The organism is Sphingomonas sp. S6, assembly GCF_043498045.1.
Lineage (GTDB): Bacteria > Pseudomonadota > Alphaproteobacteria > Sphingomonadales > Sphingomonadaceae > Sphingomonas.
This window is the reverse complement of sequence record NZ_JBIEOE010000014.1, coordinates 44,671-64,742: the sequence shown is the minus strand read 5'-3', so window position 1 is coordinate 64,742 and position 20,072 is coordinate 44,671. Positions and strand designations below refer to the sequence as shown.

Sequence of the window (20,072 nt, the reverse complement as noted above, 5' to 3'; positions counted from 1 at the left end):
CGTTTTGCGAAGCAGGTTTCCAGAACAGTTTTGACAAATGGCGGACCGCCGGAATGCGTCGCCGAGCCGGCCTGCCAGCAGGATCGTCAGAAAGGAAGGCTTTTGCGAACAGCGGGTGGCGCATAGAGCGGGCACAGATATACGTTTACGACTGAACCAGTCGAAGCGCGCTGGCCGCGACCGTCCCGAATGGGATCAATGGTCGGGATAGGATTCTCTTCATGCCCCAGCCGGTATAAAGGAACCGCCCCGATCGTAGCGGCTGCGTCGTTATCCCGCCTACCCAACCCGTGGGCTCGACCTTCGGCCCAGCCGGGCCCGCCTCAACGTGGCCCGTCGACTGCGATGACCGCGGCGTCGTCTAGCTGGAACCGGCCAAAGTCGTCGTCGCCCCATAACGAACGCTCCAGCCGGCCGACAAGCCGGATCGGCTTCCCGGTCGGCATTGACCCATAAGGCAGCGAGTATTCATGGTTTTGCGTCGAGGGAGCCGATCATAGGCAGGAATACGGCACAACCCGTTTCCTTGCAGGAAAGATCAAGCACCAGGTTCTTCCCCGATCCGTCGTTCCGCCCAGCAAACGTCCACAGAAGGCTGCGGCGCTCGGGATAGTTCGGGTCGGCGACACGGTAGGAAGCTACGCCTGCGGGGCGGCCGTCGAGCGTGAGCTGATCCGCTTTGTAGTTGGTCCCGGAGCTCGCGATCGGCAGCGCCGATCCTCGGCCTGTCACTGTGAACATGCCTTCGTAGCCCGGCCCGCGCAGCAGGAACACCGGATCGTCTACCGGGTCCTTTCCCGCCTTCAGAGTCGCATCTGATGGAATGGCGACCGTGCAGCACGAAGGGATCCCGACCGACTTCCAGCCGGCCGGGACCTCGGGTTGCGGTGCGTTCGGCGAGCAGGACACTAGCAGCAATCCCGCTACCGACCACACCGCGACCCTCATATCACCGCACTCCGTAGGCGTTGCGAAGCGCTGTCGTCTCCGTCGAGCACGGGGTGCGACGCACCACGCCCGCCGGCTGACTATAGTGCATGACGCACGCCGTGTTGTTGGCTTCACCGAAGCCCAAAGCATGGCCGAGCTCATGCGTCATGGTCGACTCATAATCAAACGAGCCGGAAGGAGGGCTCGACCGAGTAGACGGGCAATGGAACCGCCCACCCGACTCATCGCCATAATACCAGAGGTAATCGGCCTTCACGATCACGTCTGCCTGGGTGATGGTCGATCCGCTGGTCCACAGGTTGGTCGACGCGAGGGCGGTCGAGTTGGTGGGATAGCCGTCCTCCACGGTCACGATCTGAGCCGTGGTCTCGGTCCCTCGCGTGGTGGTCAGGTTATTCGCCGCGTCCCACTGATAGTAGAAGCGCGACCCTTGAGCGTTCCAGTTGCTGACCGCTCGCCCGAGGGCAGGGTCGCAGCCCGCCGGCATGGCGATGTGCAGGTACACCGACTTGGTAGGGACATGTTCGCGGGCTTCCGGCCCAAGCCTGCCGCCACGCCGGAGAAGGCACCTACCCCGGATCGTGCTGGCGCGGCGAGCGGCGGCAAGCCGGATCAGGCCAGGGCGATCGAACGCTATGCGCGGGCGTCGGCCGACATAGGCCGGATGCGCGCGCAGGAGCTGCCGGTGCTGCCGCATCAGGAGAGCGCGTTGCGCCGCGCCGGCGAGGCGCTGGACCAGGTGCGGCCCGATGCTGCGCGCGACCTCGCTTCCGCGTTCCGTCGCGATCCTGGGCTGATCGGGCAGGCGGCGGAGGGCAAGACCGGCGGCGCGGTGCGCGCGATGGCCGAGGAGCGCCGGGTGCGGCTCGACTCCGACGCGCGCGCCGACCGGTTTGTGGAGAGTTGGCGGGGACTGGCGCGCGAGCGGGCAGGCGGCGACCAGGTCCGGGCCGAGAAGGCTACCACGCGCATGGGCGCGATGGCCGAGGGCCTGCGCCGGGACCCTGAGCTGGCGAAGGCGCTGGAGCGCCGCGCGCCCGAGCTGGAGCTGAAACTGGAGCGCGGCCGGAGCATCGAGAAATCGCTGGAGCAGTCGATCGGGATCGGCCGCGAGCGCGACAGGGGCATGAGCCTATAAGGGGATGACGTGTGACGGATGAAGAAGGGCCGAATGAAGCCGCACAGGCGTTCGAAGAGCTGCGCGCCGAGGTGACGCTGATGCGCCGTGCCGTCGAGCGGCTGACGGCCGAGCGCATGGAGGTGCCGGAACCGCCCGACTATTCCGAGACGTTAGGCGTGATCGCCAACAACATCACCGCCACCGCGCAGCGCGTCGATATGCTGGTCAAAAGCCCGATGCTGGCGATGACGCCCGAGCTATTGGCGGGACGGATCACCGCGGCGGCAAGCACGGCGCGCCAGGAAGACCGGCAGACGATCGCTACGGCGCGCACCGGCCTGGAGGACGTGACGCGCCAGCTTCACAGCTATGTCGTGTCGGCGCGGCGTGGCGATGAGCAGAACCGCTGGCTGATGTGGAGCGCGATCGGCGGGATTGTGGTCGGCATGATCCTGTGGGCGGTGTTCGCCGGCATTGTCGCGCGCGCCGTGCCCGCGAGCTGGCAATGGCCGGAGAAGATGGCGGCACGCTCGCTCGACCTGCCGATGTGGGAAGGCGGCCAGCGCCTCATGCGGGCAAGCGCGCCCGACGCTTTCGCCAACATCGCCGCGGGTGATCGAATTGTGACCGCCAATCGTGAGGTGCTGGAGGCGTGTCAGAAGCGCGCCAACAAGACAGGAAAATCGGTGCAGTGCACCGGCACGGTCGAGCCAGTAGGCAAAGAGGCTCGTAAGTGAGGGTAATCGTCTTGCAATCCGTATTACAAGGCAATACCAGAACATACATGGTACGCCGGAGAGGCATATGGCAGACGATATCGTTGTAACAGTGCGGGTGCCGAAGAAGCTCGCGCAAAAGGCACGGCAAGTTGCTGATAGTCGTGACGAAACAGTGAGTCAGGTCATCCGGCGAGGCTTGCGTGGCTATGTGGGTCGCGCGCCAAAATCGATTAAGAATGAGGACGCAGCCTAATGTCAGAATCCAAGCGCAAGGCGTCCAAGAAGTCACCGGATTATAGTCCGGCAGCTATGGATCTGTTGAACGTCGCAGGGGGCGGCAATTTCAGAACAGTACTGGCGGATCCGCCGTGGCAGTTTCAAAACCGTACCGGGAAGGTGGCACCCGAGCACCGCCGCCTAAACCGCTACGGGACAATGACGCTGGACGAGATTTGCGAGCTACCGGTGCAGGAGTGCGTTGCGCCAACCGCCCACCTCTACCTGTGGGTGCCTAATGCGCTCTTGCCGGACGGCTTGCGTGTAATGCGGGAATGGGGCTTTGAGTATAAATCCAACATCGTATGGCGGAAGATCCGCAAGGATGGCGGATCTGATGGTCGGGGCGTGGGATTCTATTTCCGCAACGTTACAGAACTGATCCTATTTGGCGTCCGGGGCAAGAACGCCCGCACGCTTGATCCGGGTCGGACACAGGTGAACTATCTTGAGAGCCGCAAGCGGGAGCACAGCCGTAAGCCTGACGAGCAATATCCGCTGATTGAGGAATGCAGCCCCGGCCCGTTCTTGGAGATGTTCTCGCGTGGAACGCGGCCGGATTGGACCGTATGGGGCAACCAGGCGGACGAGGAATATACCCCTTCCTGGCCGACGTATGCCCATCACTCTAGGGCTGGGCTGGTGGCGGAAGCGGCTGAATAGGCTCAGCAAGGATCTCCTGCTCCTCCTCGCCCTCGGCGATGGCGCCCACGTCGAGATGCTCATCGAAAGTGACGATTGAGCTGGGTAGTCCAATGAGGAGGAGCGGGCATGGATTGCCGACGCCGCGGTGCACGCGATCTTCTAGCTTTCGCCAATGGGTCGTGGCGGCCCCATATTTATCCTTCACGAAACTAAGCGACCAAGCGTCTGCAAAGGTCGCGCCGCCTGCTCGCATACGCCGAGCAACATCGGCCTTCTGCCGGGGGGTGGGCGTCAGTCCCAAAGATCCAAGGTCATCACTCGACTCCAGACCCCGCTCGGTTGCAAACCGGCGGACGAGCTGCACCATGTCGTCCTGTAGGCTCGATCCCCGCGTGACAATCACGCCAACGCTGATCGCCCCCTCCGCGTGCAGCCGCTTAAAGTTCTCCAGGTCGCGGTCGAAGAATGGATCCTTGTTGTTCCACTCGATTTCGAGCGCGATGACGCGGCCATCGGCGAAGGTACGGACATGATCGACCTCATGGGAGATCGACTCCCTTTGGACGCCGTTGATGCGCTTTTCGATCGTGAAATTGACCTTGTGCCAGCCCAGCTCGGCCAAGGCGCGCCGGAGACGCTGAGTGCCCTTTGTCTCGCCTCCACCCGAGCCGATGATCTCCTCAATTGGGATGGATAGCGCGCCGAGCGCCGCTTCCAACTCCCCGATCGCGTCGGGAAAATCGACGCTCAGGATGGCCGTGGCATGGCTGTGAAACTCAATTTGGAAGCCGCGAGCGGCCAGATCTTCAAACATGCTCGTCCAAGAGTCGCTTCTGATGCGCCCAGGTGCCATAGATTGCCGGGCTAGGGCGAGGCCCCTATGCTCACCGAGGCGATTGCGCACGAGAGGATTGGCCACCTATCCGACTTTGCCGGCAAGCGGGTAGAGCGGTGGTGGGTGGATGCCCTGTTTCTCGCACTAGATCGTCTCATTGAGGATAGGGAGCTGGACGGAGAGCGCGTCAGCCCTGAGCGCTACGGCTCCCTATTGGGGCGATCGAGCTTCGCCCAAATTGCGGGTGCCCGCAGCTTGGAGAAGGATCTTGCGACCAAGCACCTAGTCGCCCTCTACACCGCTTGTGGCGGTAGAGAGCGCTTTTCCGATCAGCACGTCCGTGAGCGGACGGAACTGACCATACCCGATGTTCAATGGTTTGCCGCTAACGACAATCGACCCCAGGGAGCTGTGCATCCCTCAAATCCACGGTTCACTACCCGCTCTGCTGAGGCCTTGGCGGGCGATTTTACATTGGAGGATCTGGGCTTCATCTTCGTTCCTTCGTCACTACGACGAAGCCCAGATCCTCCTTAAATCACAACCTCAAATCTGTGCCATTGGTGCTGACGGCGGACACGCGACCTTGGTGAGCTTCGAATCCGTGCCCGCGGACTTGAACGCGAACGCGGCCCCGGCTGCCGCGGTGCTGGCGACGGCCGCTCCAACGAGCACCTTCTGCTTCGTGTCCATCAGACTGTCCCTCTCTCAAGGGGCCGCGCGACCGACGTGTTCCTGCTCGTCCTCTCCTCATCACCAGCGGATGCAATCTTGAACGCCAAGATTTGTGCGCGGTGGATCTGGGGAGGCTCGGCGAACAGCGAAGCAGCGCTTCCGGATAGCGCCGTGCCGATTTCGCCCGACAGATGCGTCTCGCGCCCTGCCTCGTCGGCGAAGGTATCGAGGATGGCGAACCGAGTCTTTCCGAGACGCAGAGCGTACCACGACAGGGTGCCAGGCTCCCGCTCCACGGCCGATCGGGCTCCTTGGAGGAAGCGGGCAACCTCTTCCTCCGCACCGTCCCGTGCTTCAAGCGGAACATGCAGGGCCAAGCGCGGCAGGGCGTCCGCCGCCGGCACCTTGAGGGCGAGGATGTCGGCCGGCTCGATCTCCGGCAATCCGTTGAGGATGGTGAAGGTCTTCACGACCAGCGCCCGGCCGACCGTGCCGAACAGATGCTTCAGCCGGCCGGCATTGCCGGGGAAGGTATCGAAGATGGCGAAGTCGGCGGGGCCAAAGCGCAGCGCGTACCAGTGCCGCGTGTCCTGCTCATGCTCGACCGGCTCCAGCGCACCCCGGAGGAATTCAGCGGCATCTTCCTGGTGGGTCGGCCCGGCTTCAATGCCTACGAACAGTGCCTTGTGCATCTTTTCTCTCCTTGTTCCGATGGTAGCGCCTCGAGCTCCACGGAAGGCGTCCTGGGCCTAAATCATGGGAAGTTCGCGCGGCCGGGCGCCGACAGCCCGTTCGGCCAGGGCGACTTCCCCGGCCCGCGCACCCCTGGCGGGCGCGTGCTGGAGGAGATCGCGGCCAGCCACGGCGCGACCGCACGCCAAGTGGCGCTTCGCTTCCTGGTGCGTCGGCCATCGCTGTTCGCTATGGTCAACGAGTCCTGACCCTAGGTCTGCCGACATACTTGGTCGCAAGCTGATCGACACCGCCGCTACACGTGCTCCAAAGCGGCGGTGTCGATCGGCATCGATAAGCGTCCTGTTCCCGGTTATTCCGCCAATCAACCGTGCGGGCGCATAACAACCTTGATCACACCTTCTTCCTTGTCGCGGAATTTAGCGTACATTTCTGGCGCGTCTTCAAGACTGGCCGGGTGGGTGATCACGAAGCTGGGGTCGATCGCGCCCGCGACGATTTTTTCCAGCAACGGTCTAGTATAGCGCTGCACGTGGGTTTGGCCGAGCTTGATCGTTAGTCCTTTGTTCATCGCTGCACCGATCGGAAGCTTGTCACCCATCCCGACGTAGACGCCGGGCACGGAGACCGTGCCGCCCTTGCGGCAGCTCATGATCGCCTGCCGCAGGACGTGGACGCGATCAGTGGCGAGCATCATGCTTGCCTTCACCTTGTCCATGACCGCGTCCGCCGCCCCGTGCGCGGCCGCCTCGCAGCCGACAGCATCGATGCAGCTGTCGGGGCCCCGGCCCTTGGTTCGCGCCTGCAGCTCGTCGTAGACATCGGTTTCGGCGAAGTTAATCGTCTCAGCGCCACCGGCCTCCGCCATGGCGAGTCGCTCGGGCACCTCGTCGATCGCGATCACGCGGCCGGCGCCCATCATCAGCGCGGAGCGGATGGCGAACTGGCCGACCGGACCGCAGCCCCAGATCGCGACGGTGTCGCCATGCTCGATCTGCGCATTCTCGGCGGCCATGTAGCCGGTCGGGAAGATATCCGATAGGAAGAGGGCCTGCTCGTCGGTAACGTTGTCGGGAATCTTGATCGGACCGACATCCGCCATCGGCACGCGGAGATACTCCGCCTGACCGCCGCAGTAGCCGCCCAGCATGTGGCTGAAGCCGAACAGCCCGGCGGGCGAATGGCCCATCGCCTTGGCGGCCATCTCGGCGTTCGGATTGGTCCGATCGCAGGCCGCAAACAGACCCTTCTTGCAGAACCAGCAATCGCCGCAGCTGATCGTGAACGGCACCACCACCCGGTCCCCGATCTTGAGGTTGGTGACCTCGGACCCGAGCGCCACGACCTCGCCCATGTTCTCGTGGCCGAGGATGTCGCCGGCCTCCATGGTGGGCTGGTAGCCATCCAGCAGGTGAAGGTCCGACCCGCAGATCGCGCAGGCGGTTACTTTGATGATCGCATCGCGCGGGTGCTTGATCTCGGGATCCGCAACGGTGTCGACGCGGACATCGCCTTTACCGTGCCAGCATAGTGCGCGCATGTCGTTTCCTCATCTGAGTGCATGTCCCTGTCGTCAGGGCCATGTCTATGACGCTCAACGCCTTGAGCCGCGGCATGGGTCCCTGTCCATTTGATTCGTTTACATCAACGAGCGGCCGTAAAACGGCCGTACGGCCAGCGGGTTGAACGCAGACGGCATGCCCGGCTTGAAAGCCAGCAAGATAATGAAGTGGGTCGCCCAGGCCGTGCAGCCGGCCGACACGATGGTGATAGGTTCTCACAGGCTGCGCGTCTTCCGCCCTGAGCGTATGGCATGGTCGGCCAGGGCAAAGGACGCATAGATTCCGCAGAGGCAAACCAGGCCGGCGAGCAGCACCAACCACAGATCGTGGTCGTGCCGGACGCAGTCGAAAACCTGTACGACCTGGGAGTACATCATGCTCGGCTAACGGCAAGGCGTTAAGACATCTCCAACCGGCTCATATCGGCTTTCCCTGGCTGTGATCCAGGACCAAGGAAGCCGCAGTCGGGTTCTGCGCAGCCATGAACACTTACGTTGCCGAGCCCGCGCCTGTCGTCCGAACCGGCGACCATGCTCGACTGACATAACTTGATTTCGGTCCTCCGGGTCGGTTCCCAGTCGCTACAAAGATTTATGCCTCGCATCGCCGTGGCGCTGGTGGCATTAAGGGCATGATCGGAGGATTACGTCCATGGCACGCAAGAGCATCAAAAGCGACGCGGTGAAACTCAAGGGCGAGACGGCCAAGAAGGCACCGCCGCTGCCGGCGGGTGCCGACCAGCCGACGAACTATGCCGAGCAGCAGGGCCATGGCGGCGAAACCCGCCAGACGACCTCGGACGCGGCACTTACCATGACCACGCAGCAGGGCATCCCGATCGCGGACGCCCAGAACAGTCTCAAGGCGGGTCTGCGGGGCCCCACGCTGCTCGAGGACTTCATCCTCCGCGAAAAGATCTTCCATTTCGATCACGAGCGCATCCCGGAGCGCGTCGTCCACGCACGCGGCTATGGCGCGCACGGCGTGTTCGAGCTGACCGACAGTCTGGCCGACTACACCCGCGCCGACGTGCTGAGCACGGTCGGGCAGCAGACGGAGGTGTTCGTCCGCTTCTCAACGGTAGCGGGCAACAAGGGCTCGCGCGATCTGGCGCGCGACGTGCGCGGCTTCGCCGTCAAGATGTACACGAAGCAGGGCAACTGGGACATCGTCGGCAACAACATCCCGGTGTTCTTCATCCAGGATGCCATCAAGTTCCCCGATCTGGTCCATGCGGCTAAGCAGGAGCCCGACCGGGCGTTCCCCCAGGCGCAAACCGCACACGACAATTTCTGGGATTTCGCCAGCCTCACCCCGGAAGCCTGGCACATGATCATGTGGATCATGTCCGATCGCACGATCCCCCGCTCCTTCCGCACGATGGAGGGCTTCGGCGTCCACAGCTTCCGCCTGGTGAACGCGGAAGGCAGGTCGACCTTCGTCAAGTTCCACTGGAAGCCGCGCCAGGGGCTCCAGTCGGTGCTGTGGAACGAAGCGGTCAAGATCAGCGGCGCCGATCCCGACTATCATCGCCGCGATCTCTGGGAGGCGATCGAGAGCGGTGACTTCCCGCAATGGGATCTCGGCGTCCAGCTGTTCGATCAGGAAACCGCCGACAAGCTTCCCTTCGACCATCTCGACTCGACCAAGCTCATCCCCGAGGAGGACGTGCCGGTCCGCATCGTCGGTACGCTCACGCTTAATCGCAACGTCGACAACTTCTTCGCCGAAACCGAGCAGGTCGCCTACTGCACGCAGAACATCGTGCCGGGCATCGACTTCAGTGACGACCCGCTGCTGCACGGCCGCAACTTCTCCTATCTCGATACCCAGCTGAAGCGGCTCGGCAGCCCGAACTTCACCCACCTGCCGATCAATGCCCCGCGCTGTCCGGTGATGAACTTCCAGCAGGACGGCCACATGGCGATGCGCAATCCGAAGGGGCGCGTGAACTATGAGCCGAACAGCTGGGGCGCGGAAGGCGGTCCGCGCGAGAACGCGGAGATCGGCTTCACCAGCTTCCCCGCCGAGGTTCAGGGGACTAAGCAGCGGGTTCGGTCCGAAACCTTTGCCGATCATTACAGCCAGGCGCGGCAGTTCTATCTCAGCCAGCAGCCGATCGAGCAGAAGCACATCGGCGACGCGCTGGTGTTCGAGCTGTCGAAGGTAGATCGTGTCGACATCCGGGCCCGGGCGGTCAGCCACCTGCGCAACATCGACGAGGATCTCGCCGCTACCGTTGCGGACGGGCTCGGCCTTGACCTGCCGGACGCCGCCAAGGCGGCCAAGCCGACGCTAGACCTGCCGACATCGTCGGCGCTCTCGATCGTCGCCAACGGCCCGGCGAATTTCGCCGGGCGAAAGATGGGCCTGCTGCTGACCGATGGGTCGAGCGCCGAGCTGTTCAATGCGCTGACGAAGGCGCTGGAAGCCGAAGGCGCGGTCTGGGAGGTGGTCGCGCCGAAGATCGGCGGGGTCACGCTCGACGACGGCACCAAGGTCGCGGCCAAGCAGAAGATCGACGGCGGACCTTCGGTCCTGTTCGATGCCGTCGCGGTGCTCCCGTCCGAGGAGGGGGTTGCGATGCTCGCCAAGGATGCGGCCTCCAAGGACTTCGTGGCGGACGCGTTCGGCCACTGCAAGTTCATCGGCTACACCGATGCAGCCGCCACGTTGTTCGACGCTTCTCGGGTGCCGGAGCTTGACGATGGCTTCGTAGCCCTAAGCAAGAGCAAGGACGTCAAGGCGTTCGTCACGACCTGTCGTGACCTCAGGTTCTGGGCTCGGGAGATGAAGGTCGATCTCGACGCGGCGGCCTGACGACCCTGGCGGGAGCGGCAGGTGGACGTCCTGCCGCTCCACTTAACGGCAAGCCTCATATCGCACGGACGTGGGACGTGCTGCCTCGCTCGCGTTCAACGGGATCGGGTCATACCATCGCGGGCCGCGGTAACGACCCAGCGGCCGGTGCGGCCCGCGGTGCGAACCGTCCAACAACGCCCGGTCTCTGCGAGGAACCGGGCGTGGATCCCTGCCGCATGCTGGACGAAATCGTAGAAATCAATCCTGTGGTGCGCGAGCACGATGATGCCGCCTGGGCGCAGGCGAGCGGCCATCTCACGCGCAACCCGGGCCATCTCTCGCGCTGAGAGGTAATACAGGATCTCGGCGATCACGATCACGTCATAGACGAGACGTGGCGGTCGACCGGGGAGCACGAGCAGCGATGCGCACGCACGAGGCCAGGCGGCAACGGCGCGTGCCGTCAGGTCGACCCCCTCCCTCGTGCCCTCGGTCGCATCGAGGCGCAACGCCATCCTCGCGATCGCGGCACTGTTGGATCCGTTGCCGCTGGCCAGCTCCAGCACCCGTCCGACCGGTCGGTGACCTATCGCGTGCAGGATCGCGGCACGCTTCACCGCCTCGTCACGGGCGGTGAAGGTGCGCCAGGGATCGTCGTCGCCGGCGAACTTGGCGGCGAACCCGGCAAGATCGATCGGGCTCGTCACTTCGAACCCGGCCGGTAGCGCTCGACCGGACGAGCAAAGGCCGCAAGCTCGTGTCTCGCGATCGTGAAGCCTGCTGGATCATCGGAAACGGCGCCGAGCTGCGTCCGGTAGACGCGGATCAGCGACCGCTTAACCGGAACTCCTCCGGGCACAGCGATGCGCCATGCCGGTCCGGACCTGTCCGGGCGAGGCGGCCACACGCGGTAGGTCAGCCGACCGGCGCCACCCGGGCATCGGGCGACGGCCGCTGCTACGGCGCGGTGATCGGGATGGTCGTCATCGCAGGCCGGTCCGACGATGAGATCGAGATCCCGGCATCGTGCGACCTGGCGGCGCAGCGCGCGATAACAGCGTCCCGGGATCGAGGGCAACTGGCCATCGGGCAAATTGAGGAACGAGACGTCGCCAGCAACGATGCCGAGACGACGTAGCGCATGAAGGCTCTCACGCTGGCGCGCCGCGACCAGTCGCGCTCTCGGCCATTGTCGGCTGCCCCGGTGAGACGCGGCACCATCGGTCACGACCGCAACCCGGACCCGAGCTCCATGGCGGCGAAGCCGCGCAATGAGGCCTGCCGCGCCGATGACCTCGTCATCCGGGTGCGGGGCGATCACCAGCGCGACACGTACGTTTCGCAGCGGGATCCTCACAGAATGGGGTCGAGGATGTGCTCGGCGACAGCCTGGCCGACGCGAAAGCGATGCGCGTCGGGCGCAGGCTGGCGCAGGTACACCATGAGATCGGCGATCTTTGCCGCCAGCGGATGCGATAGGAACAATCCCTGCAGCCCCACCGCCTCCTGCGCGATCGTCAGGGCGCGCTCGGCAGAGCCGGCGATCGATAGCCGCGCAGCGGACACCCGGGCGAGGCGTTCCGCATCCGTCCCGCTGAACCAGGCGCCCGCCGTGTCGCGGATGCTCGCCGCTGCACCCTGGGCAAGCAGGAACAGGTCGGCGAGGCGCGATGCCTGGAACGGATCGGAAGCGCGCTCGTGGGTGGTCAGGTGGTCACGCACTGCATCGAGCAGGCCGGCGATGCCCCCGGCATGAACCGCGGCGAAGCGCAGCGCGCCTCCGCTGAAGAACGGCTCCCGCGCATAGCTGCCGGGCTCGCCGATACGGCCGTCTTCACGGATCACAGAGCCGGACCAGCGCACCAGATGTGTCTCCGAGCGCTGCATGCCGATCGTCTGCCACCACTCCCGATCGATGGCAGGCGGATCGGCATCCAGGTCGAGCAGGAGCAGCTGCGGCCCGCGTTCGCTATCCGCAGTTACCAGCGCGTGAGTCAGTATCCCCGCCCCCGATGCATAGCCCTTGCCGCCGGTCAGCCGTCCGCCGGTAAGCACCAGCGACTCACCCGGCAGGCCCGCATTCCACACACCCAGCATCGCTCCCGCAGCGATCCGCGCCCGCAACGCAGCGACCTGGGACGACGTGCCGTATCGAAACACGATTTGCACCGCATCGACATGCCCCTCCAGCAGGCGCCCGATGGGGAGATCCCGGCGTCCCGCAGCGTAAAGAGGGCGGAGCAGGTCCAGATATGCCTCGGGCGTCGTCGGATCGCCGGCGGGGTCGGTCACCCACCCTGCCGCGACGATCGCATGGCGCAGAGCTTTGGTCGTCGTCATACCGCCTGCTCGCAAAGCTGGTGCTCGAGCGTTGCCAGGGCATGCTCGGCCTCGGCGAGGGTGACGTCGGGTATATCGGGCAGCGCCGGCACGACACGCATGGCGAACGCCTCTGCGTTGGGGCAGTCGCGCGCGACGCCGATCACATGGTCACCGGTCAATCCGATACGGTCGCCGAAGCGAGCTGCGACAAAGGAATCGGGGAGCCCGGCCCAAATGCGGCGCGCCTCCGCCTGCTGTCGGTATTGCCATGCCGCCCCTCGGGGATGCGGCATTGAGGGTGCCCCGTGATGGTCGATGGCACTGAGCGCAGCCGCCATGCCGCCCGGCGCCCGGCCGAGCCGCCGTGAGGAGGTCGCAACCACCATGCCGGGATCGCGGCGCACGCGAAACCCGGCGCGCCCGGCATCGTCGAGCAGGGCGGCGTCCTCGCCGCATGGCACCGGCTGGAAGCCACCCAGCGCCTGATAGGCTCCGGGTCGGAAGGCCATGTTGGCGCCTCCCGAGCAGTGGGAGCCGGTCGGACTGTCCCACGGAACGGGGTCGACCGATCGTCGGTAGGCGTGAAGCCGATCGAGGTAGCGCTCGACCCTCCCCTGCACCGGATCCCGCTCCGCTGCGATCCGGACGATTCGCCCGGCGACAAGGTCGGCCGAGGCCAGGCCCTGCAGTGCCGCCCTGACCCAATCGGCACGGGGCTGGCTGTCGGCGTCGGTCGTCAGGAGAATACCGTGGGGCGTGCTCGCCGCATGATGCAGGCCGAGGGCGATGGCGGCCCGGCGTGCACGACCGGCATTGGCATCAGGGGACGGGTCTCCCTGAGCCACCGTGAACGGAAGGGCCATGCGACCAGCATGCTCGAGTATTACCTGCTCGCTCGCATCCGAGCAATTATCAAGGAGGAAGAACACGGCAGCCTCGACGTCGCCCAGGTCCAGTCGCTCGATCGCCTCCAGCAACTTCGGTAACGCAGTCTCCTCGTTGCGGACCGGAACACAGATCGCAGCTGACACAGGTCGCAACGGCACCCCCACCATCGGTTTCGCAGGACCGGCGACCCTGCCTTGCAGGACTGTAGGTGATAAACGCCGGTTTCGATAGCTGCTCGCGGTGATGCAAGATGCCAGATCGTCATGCAGGACTATAGGTTTGCCCGGTTTCAACCGAGATATCGGCGTCGGGTAGGTAGCCGTCGAAGTTCGCGCCGCGCACCTACAAGCTGCTGTTCGACATGGCAGGCTACCCGGATGCGAAGGCGGTGCCATTCTTCCCCGAGATCGATCCCGTGTTCCGCGTCACCGACCCTGCCGCGCACTACCATGTGCCGGTCGTGGTCAGCCCCTTCGGCTACTCCACCTACAGGGGCAATTGATCACCGATCACGCCTCGATCCCTGCCTGGTGCATCGGCTTATAGAGCTCGTGCTCAAGCGACCGCAGGTAGCGGTCGAGGCGCTCTACCAGTGTTGCGACGTCCGCAGCATAGGCTGGGACGTTCGAAGCTATCGCGTTGCTGCTCCAACGCCGTATGTGGTCGGAGTAGCGTAGCCGAAGCTCGCGATCCTCTTCCATGATCCGCTCGTAAGTCGGCATCTGGTCGGCGAAATAGCCTCGAGCCTCCTTGTTCCAGCCCTGCTGTGTAGGCAGATGCTCCCGTACCGCATTGGCCAGGTTCATTCGTAGCCGGCCGAGGTCGGTAAGCGGAGGTCCAGCCCTGACGCAGTCACGAAGTGCGTAGGCAGCGGCGCGGATCGCCTCGTGGGAGCGCCTGCTATCATCGGGCCTCATCATCTCGTTCTACTCGCCATCATCTTACTAGCCGTCATTGCTGGCGCGCCGCGCGCCGATCATGGCCGTCTGAGCTGCCCCCTTCTGAGTGGTCCATCGACTATTACAGTCTGGACCAAGGAAGGGACGACGAATGCCTGCGAAGAAGCACAAGCCCGAGGAGATTATCGGGAAGCTACGTGAGGTTGAGATCATGCTGGGTCAGGGCGGCACGACCGCCGAGGCCTGTCGGCGCATCGCGGTCAGCGAGCAGACCTAATACCGCTGGCGCAAGGAATATGGTGGCCTGAAGACCGATCAGACTCGGCGGATGAAGGATCTGGAAAAGGAGAACCTGCGGCTGCGCCGGGCGATCTCGGATCTGACGCTGGACAAGCTCATCCTGCAGGAGGCAGCCAAGGGAAACTTCTGAGCCCCGCACGGCGTCGGCGCTGCATCGACCAGGTCCGGGAGGTGCTGGATGTATCCGAGCGGCGGGTGTGCCGCGTGCTCGGCCAGCACCGGTCGACGCAGCGCAAGGTGCCGTTCGGGGCAGATGACGAGCTGGCGCTCACCGAGGATATCATCGCCCTTGCCAGGCAGTACGGGCGCTACGGCTATCGCCGGGTGACGGCGCTGCTGCATGCGGCGGGTTGGTCGGTGAACCATAAACGGGTGGAACGGATCTGGCGACGCGAGGGGCTGAAGGTGCCGCAGCGCCAGCCGAAACGCGGCCGGTTATGGCTGAACGATGGCTCGTGCATCCGGTTGCGGCCGGAGTATCCGGGGCATGTCTGGGCTTACGACTTCGTCGAGGAACGCACCCATGACGGACGCAAGTTCCGCATCCTTACCATTATCGACGAGGCGAGCAGGGAGTGCCTGGCACTCGTCGTCGCGCGCCAGCTCAAACACGAAGACGTACTGGCAGCGCTGGCCGAGTTGTTCATCGAGCGTGGTCCGCCCGCGCATATCAGGTCGGACAACGTCCTATGTCTGGAAGCAGCGGCGGGTTTTGGCCAGCAGATATCCATGCGCCGACAACCATCGGCGCGGCATGCAATCTGAGCCAGATGGCTTCCACCGTCAACGGGATCGCTCCCTGCCATAGCAAACACAGGATCCAGCGGCGCCGGGGCGGCCGTGGTCCTCACCATCCTTAAAACGAGATACGCACCCAGGTGGAAGGCCCGAACATTATCTACAGGGTCGCTCGACGAGCGCCCTCACGGCACTTGCAGAGAGGGGTCCTTCCACCTGGCATCCGACCGTTCGAGGAACGGCCGGTACTCTGTCCCCGTCTTGACAACGGCGTGAGCCACGCGCGCCATCTTGGCGGTGAGCGCCGTCATCGCCTTGCGGCGACGGTCGGCATCGTCCGCGTGCCCGGCGGTGTACCGTCCGAGCTTGTCACGGAAACTGTTGTCGCGCTGACGCGCGGCGACCTGGGCAGCCATCCAGAAGGTGCGGCGCAGACGCGCGTTGCCGTACTTGGACAGCTTGGTGCGGCCACGAAACGTGCCTGACTGGCACGTTGCGAGATCGAGGCCGCAGAACTTCAGGAACTGTCGATGATGGTTGAAGCGACGCAAATCACCGGCCTCGGCCAGAATGGTCAGCGCGTTAATCGGACCAATGCCCGGAATGTTGCGCAGCAGCTTATAATCAACATGCTCGGCCAGCCTGTCATGGGCAAGCCGCTCTATCTCGTCACGCTGGTGGATGAGGCTGCGTCCCTGCGCGATGACCATGCGGAACATGGTAATTGCTGCCGAATCCTCCGGGACCGGCAGAGCCACCGAAGCGCAGGCCGTTTCGTATATGTCATTGACAAGACGGGCCTTGGAAACCTTGCGGCCGATGAGAGGCCAGGCAGCTGCCGAGAATGCCCCAGCGTCGAGCGCGGTGATGCTGGCAGGAGTGGGGAACCGCTCGATGAGCGCGAGAAACCAGTCGGACCGGCTGTTGCCTGCGAAGCGGGCGATCTCGGGGAAGTACAGCGGCAGGTAGTGGGTCAGGATGCGGTGCCAGGTCTGCGTCTTCATCCTAGAGATCGTTTCGTGGGTCTTCGAGAGTTCCTGCAGGTCATTGATGCCCGCGGCGAGAGGATCGACGTAGCGCTGCGTCGCACCGATCCGCAGCATGTGCAGGATGACCTGCGCGTCCTTGGGGTCGTTCTTGTCCCAGCCATTGTGCAGCGCCTCGCGCGTTCTGGCGAGCGCGACCGACGAGATGAGGCGCAGCTCGAACCCTGCCGTCAGCAGCCGATGTGCCAGCGTGCGATGGTAATTACCCGTCGCCTCGAACCCGACAATGATAGGGCGCCCGATGGCAGCGAGTTTTTCGGCAAAGCCGTCATAGTCCTGCCTGGTTGCCATGACGGTCATCCGCCGGCGCCGGCCGCCTTCCGGTCGCTCGATGAGAACCTCCTGCCGGCTCTTGGACATATCGATAGCTACCAGCACGGCGCCGGCAGGCGTAGAGGTGAGCTTGGTCATGGTCGGTCAGCCTCCAAAGTGTTGTCTCGACAACCTCACTTTAGATACCTGCTGACCGGTCATGGCTTGCCCTGATGAAGCCTGCGGCCGCTACGCGGCCTTGTCTTCATCAGGGCCATAGCGGCTCCCAAACCAGCGCTTCCCAATGTGCTACGGCACCGAGCTGACGTCGAACGCGGTGCTGGCCTGGTCCGGCGATGTGGGTGTCGAGTGGCATTACATCGCGCCGGGCAAGCCGACCCAGAACGGGTTCGTCGAGAGCTTCAACGGTCGCATGCGCGACGAACTGCTCAACGAGACGCTGTTCTTTACCATCGGCCAGGCCCGCTCGATCCTCGCGCGCTGGGTCGATGACTACAACACCGAGCGGCCGCACTCGTCGTTGGGCTACGCTACCCCGGCCGCATTCGCTGCCGGGCTTGAACAGCAACGGGCGGGGTTAACCCCGCCCGTTGCTTCACCCGCGCTCATGCGCGACAACACCGGTCGGTCTCTGGTTGCCGCTGGATGAAAGACTGGGGTCACGTCAGACGTGATAGATGCTTGTAACGAGGATCTTAGAGCCGGCTTTGACATCAGGGTCCCGGGTGGCCGTAGAAACGGCGATACCCAAGCGATCTGCCTCCCATACTACTTGGTCGACTAGAAGGTTATCCGCGCATACAAATACGGCCGGATAAATTCCCTCATTAATCGAGCTTTGCAGAGCGAGCAGTCCGACGGTCGTCTTTCCGGATCCTACATTAAGCTTGATGACAGTGTCTTTAGACGTTCTCCGGGAGAACCACCCGTCGAGTACGTCCCGTTGAACATCCCGAAGAAAATCGAAATCCTTATGTTTGTCGAGGGTCTGGAATATCTCACGCGGGTTAATAGGTGCGACCTCGTCGTCATCCAGCAGCGCATCAAAGTCGATATCCATAAGGCACCCTCTTCCGATTAGAGTAGAGGACTCGCATTGATTACGCCTGCCCTGCAATGGGTAAATGTCTCTGCCTGGCTTCAATGTGTGCGGTCTGGTATGGGTATACCCTCTGCGTTCCTACTCTGGCCGGTCCGATTTCCGCCAAAATTGGACGTCATAAATTTGGCTCGGGTTGGCCCTTTGGTCCGCCTGAAGTCCTAACCAAGGAGGACCAAAGGGCACCCTACCAAACGGCACCGCAGAGCTCCTTTGAGGATTGAAGCTCTGCCTTATGTGCGCTCGCAAGACGGTGTCGGCGCGTTGAATTTACTGCTGGCGACTGTCCTACAAACGATAGGCCCGCGAGACAGTCGGGTGCTCCACCTCGATGCTTGGACACATGGGTGAGGTTATGTCTTAATCCTCGCTCTATGTAGATTCGTTTCAATGCGGCGTCGAACACCGCCTGGTACCGATCAGCGGCCAAGCGTTATGGGTTTGCGTGTGTTCATTGACGGGTATGCCACAGTCCTCGTGGCACACCTCACATTTCAATCGAACTATAATTTTCGAAGGCATTCTAGAAAGGGTAAGCGGGTGCTGTTCCCTTGATGGTCGTCCACTGCCAATGCGTAAACTCTTCCCAGTTCGCCGGGCCGCCGATCGATGTTCCGTTACCAGATGCTCCGACACCACCGAAAGGGTTAACGACGTCGTCGTTCACGGTTTGGTCGTTGATGTGGACCAGACCCGCCTGAAGGCGGTCACCAATGGCCATACCGCGTCCAACGTCGCGGGTGATGATCGCCGCGGACAGGCCGTATTCAGTGTCGTTGGCGAGCGCGATCGCCTGTTCATCACTCTCGAACGGTACGACAACCGCCACAGGCCCGAAGATTTCGTCGCTGAACGCAGGCATGTCCTTGCTTACCCCTGTCAGCACGGTCGGCTTGAAAAACAAACCATCGGACGTGCCACCCGCAGCTACCTTCGCACCTTGGGCAACGCTTCCATCTAGGACCTTGCGGGCGTGGTCGGCTTGCGTCTGGTTGATGAGCGGTCCAACCGCGACCTGCCCGGACATTGGATCGCCCACCGGCAGCGCTTCCGCGTGAGCTACGAGGCGCTTGGTGAACTCCTCGACGATGGTCGCATGCACCAGCACCCGCCCTGCAGACATGCAAATCTGTCCCTGATGAAGATAGCTCGCCCATGAGGCATTCTTGGCTGCCAGTTCGAGATCCGCGTCTTCGAGGACGATCAAAGAATTTTTACCGCCAAGTTCCAGCGAGACCTTTTTCAGGTTTTCGCTGGCCGTCTTGCCTACCATCCGACCAGCGGCGGTAGATCCAGTAAATTGAATCATGGCGACGTTCGGATCACGGCACAGCGCCTCGCCCGCGTCGCCGCGTCCCGGCAGTACCTGGAGGACGCCATTTGGTAGACCCGCAAGCTCGAACAACCGGGCGATCACGAAGCCGCCACAAATGGACGTGCGCGGATCGGGTTTTAGCACAACTGCATTGCCGACCGCGATCGCTGGTGCGACTGCGCGCATCGCCAGATAGAGCGGAAAGTTGAACGGGGCGATGATGCCTACGACGCCTAACGGTCGGCGACGGGCGAGGCTGATGCGCCCACGCTCGCTCGGCAGCACAAGCCCCTGCGCTTGCTGTGGCATGGCACCCGCAAGCGAGATCGACTTGATGGTTATAGACAGTTCGAATTCGGCCTTCGCTCTGACCGATCCACTCTCGCGCATGATCCACTCGACGATCTCGTCCCACCGCTCGGTTGCAACCTGCACAACCTTTGGAAAAACGGCTGCCCGATTATCCGGAGTATCGGAGGCCCATGCCTTCTGAGCGGCGCGCGCACTCGCGGCAGCCGCCGCGATGTCGTCGGGGCTGGCGATGCCGATCTTGCCTAACGTCGCTCCCGTTGCAGGTTCTTGAACGTCTGTCGTTGTCGACAGCGTTGTCCAGCTCCCGGTGAACGCCCCGCCGCTAAGCTGCTCGTCTCCGATCAGTTTTGTGCTGTCCGTCACTTCCGCTCTCCTAGCTTTTCGTTTGGCATAGCGTACCTTCGATCAACATCGGGCCGCAAAGACCGTTGAGGTCGCTCACCGATACCCAGTGGATATGATGACCCTAATTTAGGCGTTGTTTTCGGTCTACAAGCCAATTGGTGGTACGCAGGCGACCGTGGCGAGCTACCGTCAGGGTATTGGATAGATACAAGATCTGTATTGGACGGCAGTCGACTCTCGTCATTACGCTCCTGAAA

The 20,072-nt window shown here is 63.4% G+C and carries 18 protein-coding genes and 4 pseudogenes; 8 read left to right on the top strand and 14 right to left on the bottom strand.

Features of this window, described 5'->3' with window-relative positions; all coding sequences use genetic code 11:
* Positions 1–468: 468 nt before the first annotated feature.
* Together ACGVWT_RS16155 and ACGVWT_RS16150 are read right to left on the bottom strand one after the other, a co-directional pair.
* The gene (locus tag ACGVWT_RS16155) at positions 469–948 is read right to left on the bottom strand and encodes a hypothetical protein (protein WP_231376736.1); all 480 of its coding nucleotides are present in this window, start codon (positions 946–948) and stop codon (positions 469–471) included.
* Position 949: 1 nt separating this feature from the next.
* Positions 950–1,456, bottom strand: a complete 507-nt coding sequence (locus tag ACGVWT_RS16150) for a hypothetical protein (protein ID WP_066282988.1) — start codon at positions 1,454–1,456, stop codon at positions 950–952.
* Between the two features lie 15 nt (positions 1,457–1,471).
* On the opposite strand from ACGVWT_RS16150, the gene ACGVWT_RS16145 reads away from it, so the two are divergent.
* The 4 genes from ACGVWT_RS16145 (at position 1,472) to ACGVWT_RS16130 (ending at position 3,729) form a co-directional block, all read left to right on the top strand.
* Positions 1,472–2,089 carry a hypothetical protein gene (locus ACGVWT_RS16145; RefSeq protein WP_066282979.1) on the top strand — a complete coding sequence of 206 codons (618 nt, stop codon included), beginning with the start codon at positions 1,472–1,474 and terminating at the stop codon, positions 2,087–2,089.
* Between the two features lie 11 nt (positions 2,090–2,100).
* A complete protein-coding gene (locus ACGVWT_RS16140) occupies positions 2,101–2,808 on the top strand; it encodes a DUF6118 family protein (protein WP_183937292.1) in 708 nt (235 codons plus the stop codon).
* Positions 2,809–2,875: 67 nt separating this feature from the next.
* Complete coding sequence (locus ACGVWT_RS16135) at positions 2,876–3,043, top strand: hypothetical protein (protein WP_154651464.1); 168 nt, start codon at positions 2,876–2,878, stop codon at positions 3,041–3,043.
* Entirely contained in the window at positions 3,043–3,729 is a 687-nt protein-coding gene (locus ACGVWT_RS16130; protein ID WP_029623207.1) for an MT-A70 family methyltransferase, read from the top strand. The genes ACGVWT_RS16135 and ACGVWT_RS16130 overlap by 1 nt, the downstream gene beginning before the upstream one ends.
* Here the strand turns inward: ACGVWT_RS16130 and ACGVWT_RS16125 are convergent.
* The 4 genes from ACGVWT_RS16125 to ACGVWT_RS16110 all read right to left on the bottom strand — a co-directional run bounded on the left by ACGVWT_RS16125 (position 3,695) and on the right by ACGVWT_RS16110 (position 7,454).
* On the bottom strand, positions 3,695–4,525 hold the full coding sequence (locus ACGVWT_RS16125) for a BglII/BstYI family type II restriction endonuclease (protein ID WP_010408784.1): 831 nt from the start codon (positions 4,523–4,525) through the stop codon (positions 3,695–3,697). The two genes, ACGVWT_RS16130 and ACGVWT_RS16125, sit on opposite strands and share 35 nt — an antisense overlap.
* A 567-nt stretch (positions 4,526–5,092) precedes the next feature.
* Positions 5,093–5,239 carry a hypothetical protein gene (locus ACGVWT_RS16120; RefSeq protein ID WP_018250478.1) on the bottom strand — a complete coding sequence of 49 codons (147 nt, stop codon included), beginning with the start codon at positions 5,237–5,239 and terminating at the stop codon, positions 5,093–5,095.
* Positions 5,239–5,913 (bottom strand): putative quinol monooxygenase, encoded by a 675-nt coding sequence (locus ACGVWT_RS16115; RefSeq protein WP_010408781.1) that lies wholly within the window; start codon positions 5,911–5,913, stop codon positions 5,239–5,241. The genes ACGVWT_RS16120 and ACGVWT_RS16115 overlap by 1 nt, the downstream gene beginning before the upstream one ends.
* Before the next feature lie 365 nt (positions 5,914–6,278).
* Positions 6,279–7,454 carry a zinc-dependent alcohol dehydrogenase gene (locus ACGVWT_RS16110; protein WP_035366856.1) on the bottom strand — a complete coding sequence of 392 codons (1,176 nt, stop codon included), beginning with the start codon at positions 7,452–7,454 and terminating at the stop codon, positions 6,279–6,281.
* 673 nt (positions 7,455–8,127) lie between these two features.
* On the opposite strand from ACGVWT_RS16110, the gene ACGVWT_RS16105 reads away from it, so the two are divergent.
* Complete coding sequence (locus tag ACGVWT_RS16105) at positions 8,128–10,296, top strand: catalase (protein WP_018250473.1); 2,169 nt, start codon at positions 8,128–8,130, stop codon at positions 10,294–10,296.
* A 95-nt stretch (positions 10,297–10,391) separates the two neighbouring features.
* Here the strand turns inward: ACGVWT_RS16105 and ACGVWT_RS16100 are convergent, their stop codons facing one another.
* The 4 genes from ACGVWT_RS16100 to ACGVWT_RS16085 are packed head-to-tail and all read right to left on the bottom strand — an operon-like array spanning position 10,392 to position 13,577.
* Positions 10,392–10,985 carry a class I SAM-dependent methyltransferase gene (locus ACGVWT_RS16100; RefSeq protein ID WP_132884333.1) on the bottom strand — a complete coding sequence of 198 codons (594 nt, stop codon included), beginning with the start codon at positions 10,983–10,985 and terminating at the stop codon, positions 10,392–10,394.
* Positions 10,982–11,635, bottom strand: a complete 654-nt coding sequence (locus tag ACGVWT_RS16095) for a PIG-L deacetylase family protein (RefSeq protein ID WP_010408764.1) — start codon at positions 11,633–11,635, stop codon at positions 10,982–10,984. The genes ACGVWT_RS16100 and ACGVWT_RS16095 overlap by 4 nt, the downstream gene beginning before the upstream one ends.
* Positions 11,632–12,618, bottom strand: a complete 987-nt coding sequence (locus ACGVWT_RS16090) for an acyl-CoA dehydrogenase (protein WP_010408761.1) — start codon at positions 12,616–12,618, stop codon at positions 11,632–11,634. The genes ACGVWT_RS16095 and ACGVWT_RS16090 overlap by 4 nt, the downstream gene beginning before the upstream one ends.
* Positions 12,615–13,577 carry a glycosyltransferase family 2 protein gene (locus ACGVWT_RS16085; RefSeq protein WP_206378455.1) on the bottom strand — a complete coding sequence of 321 codons (963 nt, stop codon included), beginning with the start codon at positions 13,575–13,577 and terminating at the stop codon, positions 12,615–12,617. The genes ACGVWT_RS16090 and ACGVWT_RS16085 overlap by 4 nt, the downstream gene beginning before the upstream one ends.
* A gap of 248 nt (positions 13,578–13,825) precedes the next feature.
* Between ACGVWT_RS16085 and ACGVWT_RS16080 the strand changes: the two are divergent.
* Positions 13,826–13,990 (top strand): annotated as a pseudogene (locus tag ACGVWT_RS16080) (hydroxyisourate hydrolase); the annotation flags it as partial.
* A 7-nt stretch (positions 13,991–13,997) separates the two neighbouring features.
* Here ACGVWT_RS16080 and ACGVWT_RS16075 read toward each other — a convergent pair.
* Positions 13,998–14,294, bottom strand: coding sequence for a hypothetical protein (locus ACGVWT_RS16075; protein ID WP_082442131.1), 297 nt, complete (start codon positions 14,292–14,294; stop codon positions 13,998–14,000).
* 244 nt (positions 14,295–14,538) lie between these two features.
* Between ACGVWT_RS16075 and ACGVWT_RS16070 the strand changes: the two are divergent.
* Positions 14,539–15,371 (top strand): annotated as a pseudogene (locus tag ACGVWT_RS16070) (IS3 family transposase); the annotation flags it as partial.
* 214 nt (positions 15,372–15,585) lie between these two features.
* On the opposite strand, the pseudogene ACGVWT_RS16065 reads toward ACGVWT_RS16070, so the two are convergent.
* Positions 15,586–16,882 (bottom strand): annotated as a pseudogene (locus ACGVWT_RS16065) (IS110 family transposase).
* Between the two features lie 154 nt (positions 16,883–17,036).
* Here ACGVWT_RS16065 and ACGVWT_RS16060 point away from each other — a divergent pair.
* Positions 17,037–17,393, top strand: a pseudogene (locus ACGVWT_RS16060) (transposase); the annotation flags it as partial.
* Positions 17,394–17,408: 15 nt separating this feature from the next.
* On the opposite strand, the gene ACGVWT_RS16055 reads toward ACGVWT_RS16060, so the two are convergent.
* Both ACGVWT_RS16055 and ACGVWT_RS16050 read right to left on the bottom strand, forming a co-directional pair.
* Entirely contained in the window at positions 17,409–17,804 is a 396-nt protein-coding gene (locus ACGVWT_RS16055) for a DEAD/DEAH box helicase family protein (RefSeq protein ID WP_183937295.1), read from the bottom strand.
* Positions 17,805–18,366: 562 nt separating this feature from the next.
* Positions 18,367–19,833 carry a benzaldehyde dehydrogenase gene (locus ACGVWT_RS16050; protein WP_022676122.1) on the bottom strand — a complete coding sequence of 489 codons (1,467 nt, stop codon included), beginning with the start codon at positions 19,831–19,833 and terminating at the stop codon, positions 18,367–18,369.
* Between the last annotated feature and the right edge of the window lie 239 nt (positions 19,834–20,072).

What these genes read in the sequence shown, in the direction of transcription:
- ACGVWT_RS16055 (WP_183937295.1), bottom strand. Translation starts at nt 17,804, where the DNA reads ATGGATATCGACTTTGATGCGCTGCTGGATGACGACGAGGTCGCACCT.
- ACGVWT_RS16090 (WP_010408761.1), bottom strand. Translation starts at nt 12,618, where the DNA reads ATGACGACGACCAAAGCTCTGCGCCATGCGATCGTCGCGGCAGGGTGG.
- ACGVWT_RS16130 (WP_029623207.1), top strand. Translation starts at nt 3,043, where the DNA reads ATGTCAGAATCCAAGCGCAAGGCGTCCAAGAAGTCACCGGATTATAGT.
- ACGVWT_RS16125 (WP_010408784.1), bottom strand. Translation starts at nt 4,525, where the DNA reads ATGTTTGAAGATCTGGCCGCTCGCGGCTTCCAAATTGAGTTTCACAGC.
- ACGVWT_RS16120 (WP_018250478.1), bottom strand. Translation starts at nt 5,239, where the DNA reads ATGGACACGAAGCAGAAGGTGCTCGTTGGAGCGGCCGTCGCCAGCACC.
- ACGVWT_RS16145 (WP_066282979.1), top strand. Translation starts at nt 1,472, where the DNA reads ATGTTCGCGGGCTTCCGGCCCAAGCCTGCCGCCACGCCGGAGAAGGCA.
- ACGVWT_RS16115 (WP_010408781.1), bottom strand. Translation starts at nt 5,913, where the DNA reads ATGCACAAGGCACTGTTCGTAGGCATTGAAGCCGGGCCGACCCACCAG.
- ACGVWT_RS16075 (WP_082442131.1), bottom strand. Translation starts at nt 14,294, where the DNA reads ATGAACCTGGCCAATGCGGTACGGGAGCATCTGCCTACACAGCAGGGC.
- ACGVWT_RS16110 (WP_035366856.1), bottom strand. Translation starts at nt 7,454, where the DNA reads ATGCGCGCACTATGCTGGCACGGTAAAGGCGATGTCCGCGTCGACACC.
- ACGVWT_RS16155 (WP_231376736.1), bottom strand. Translation starts at nt 948, where the DNA reads ATGAGGGTCGCGGTGTGGTCGGTAGCGGGATTGCTGCTAGTGTCCTGC.
- ACGVWT_RS16135 (WP_154651464.1), top strand. Translation starts at nt 2,876, where the DNA reads ATGGCAGACGATATCGTTGTAACAGTGCGGGTGCCGAAGAAGCTCGCG.
- ACGVWT_RS16105 (WP_018250473.1), top strand. Translation starts at nt 8,128, where the DNA reads ATGGCACGCAAGAGCATCAAAAGCGACGCGGTGAAACTCAAGGGCGAG.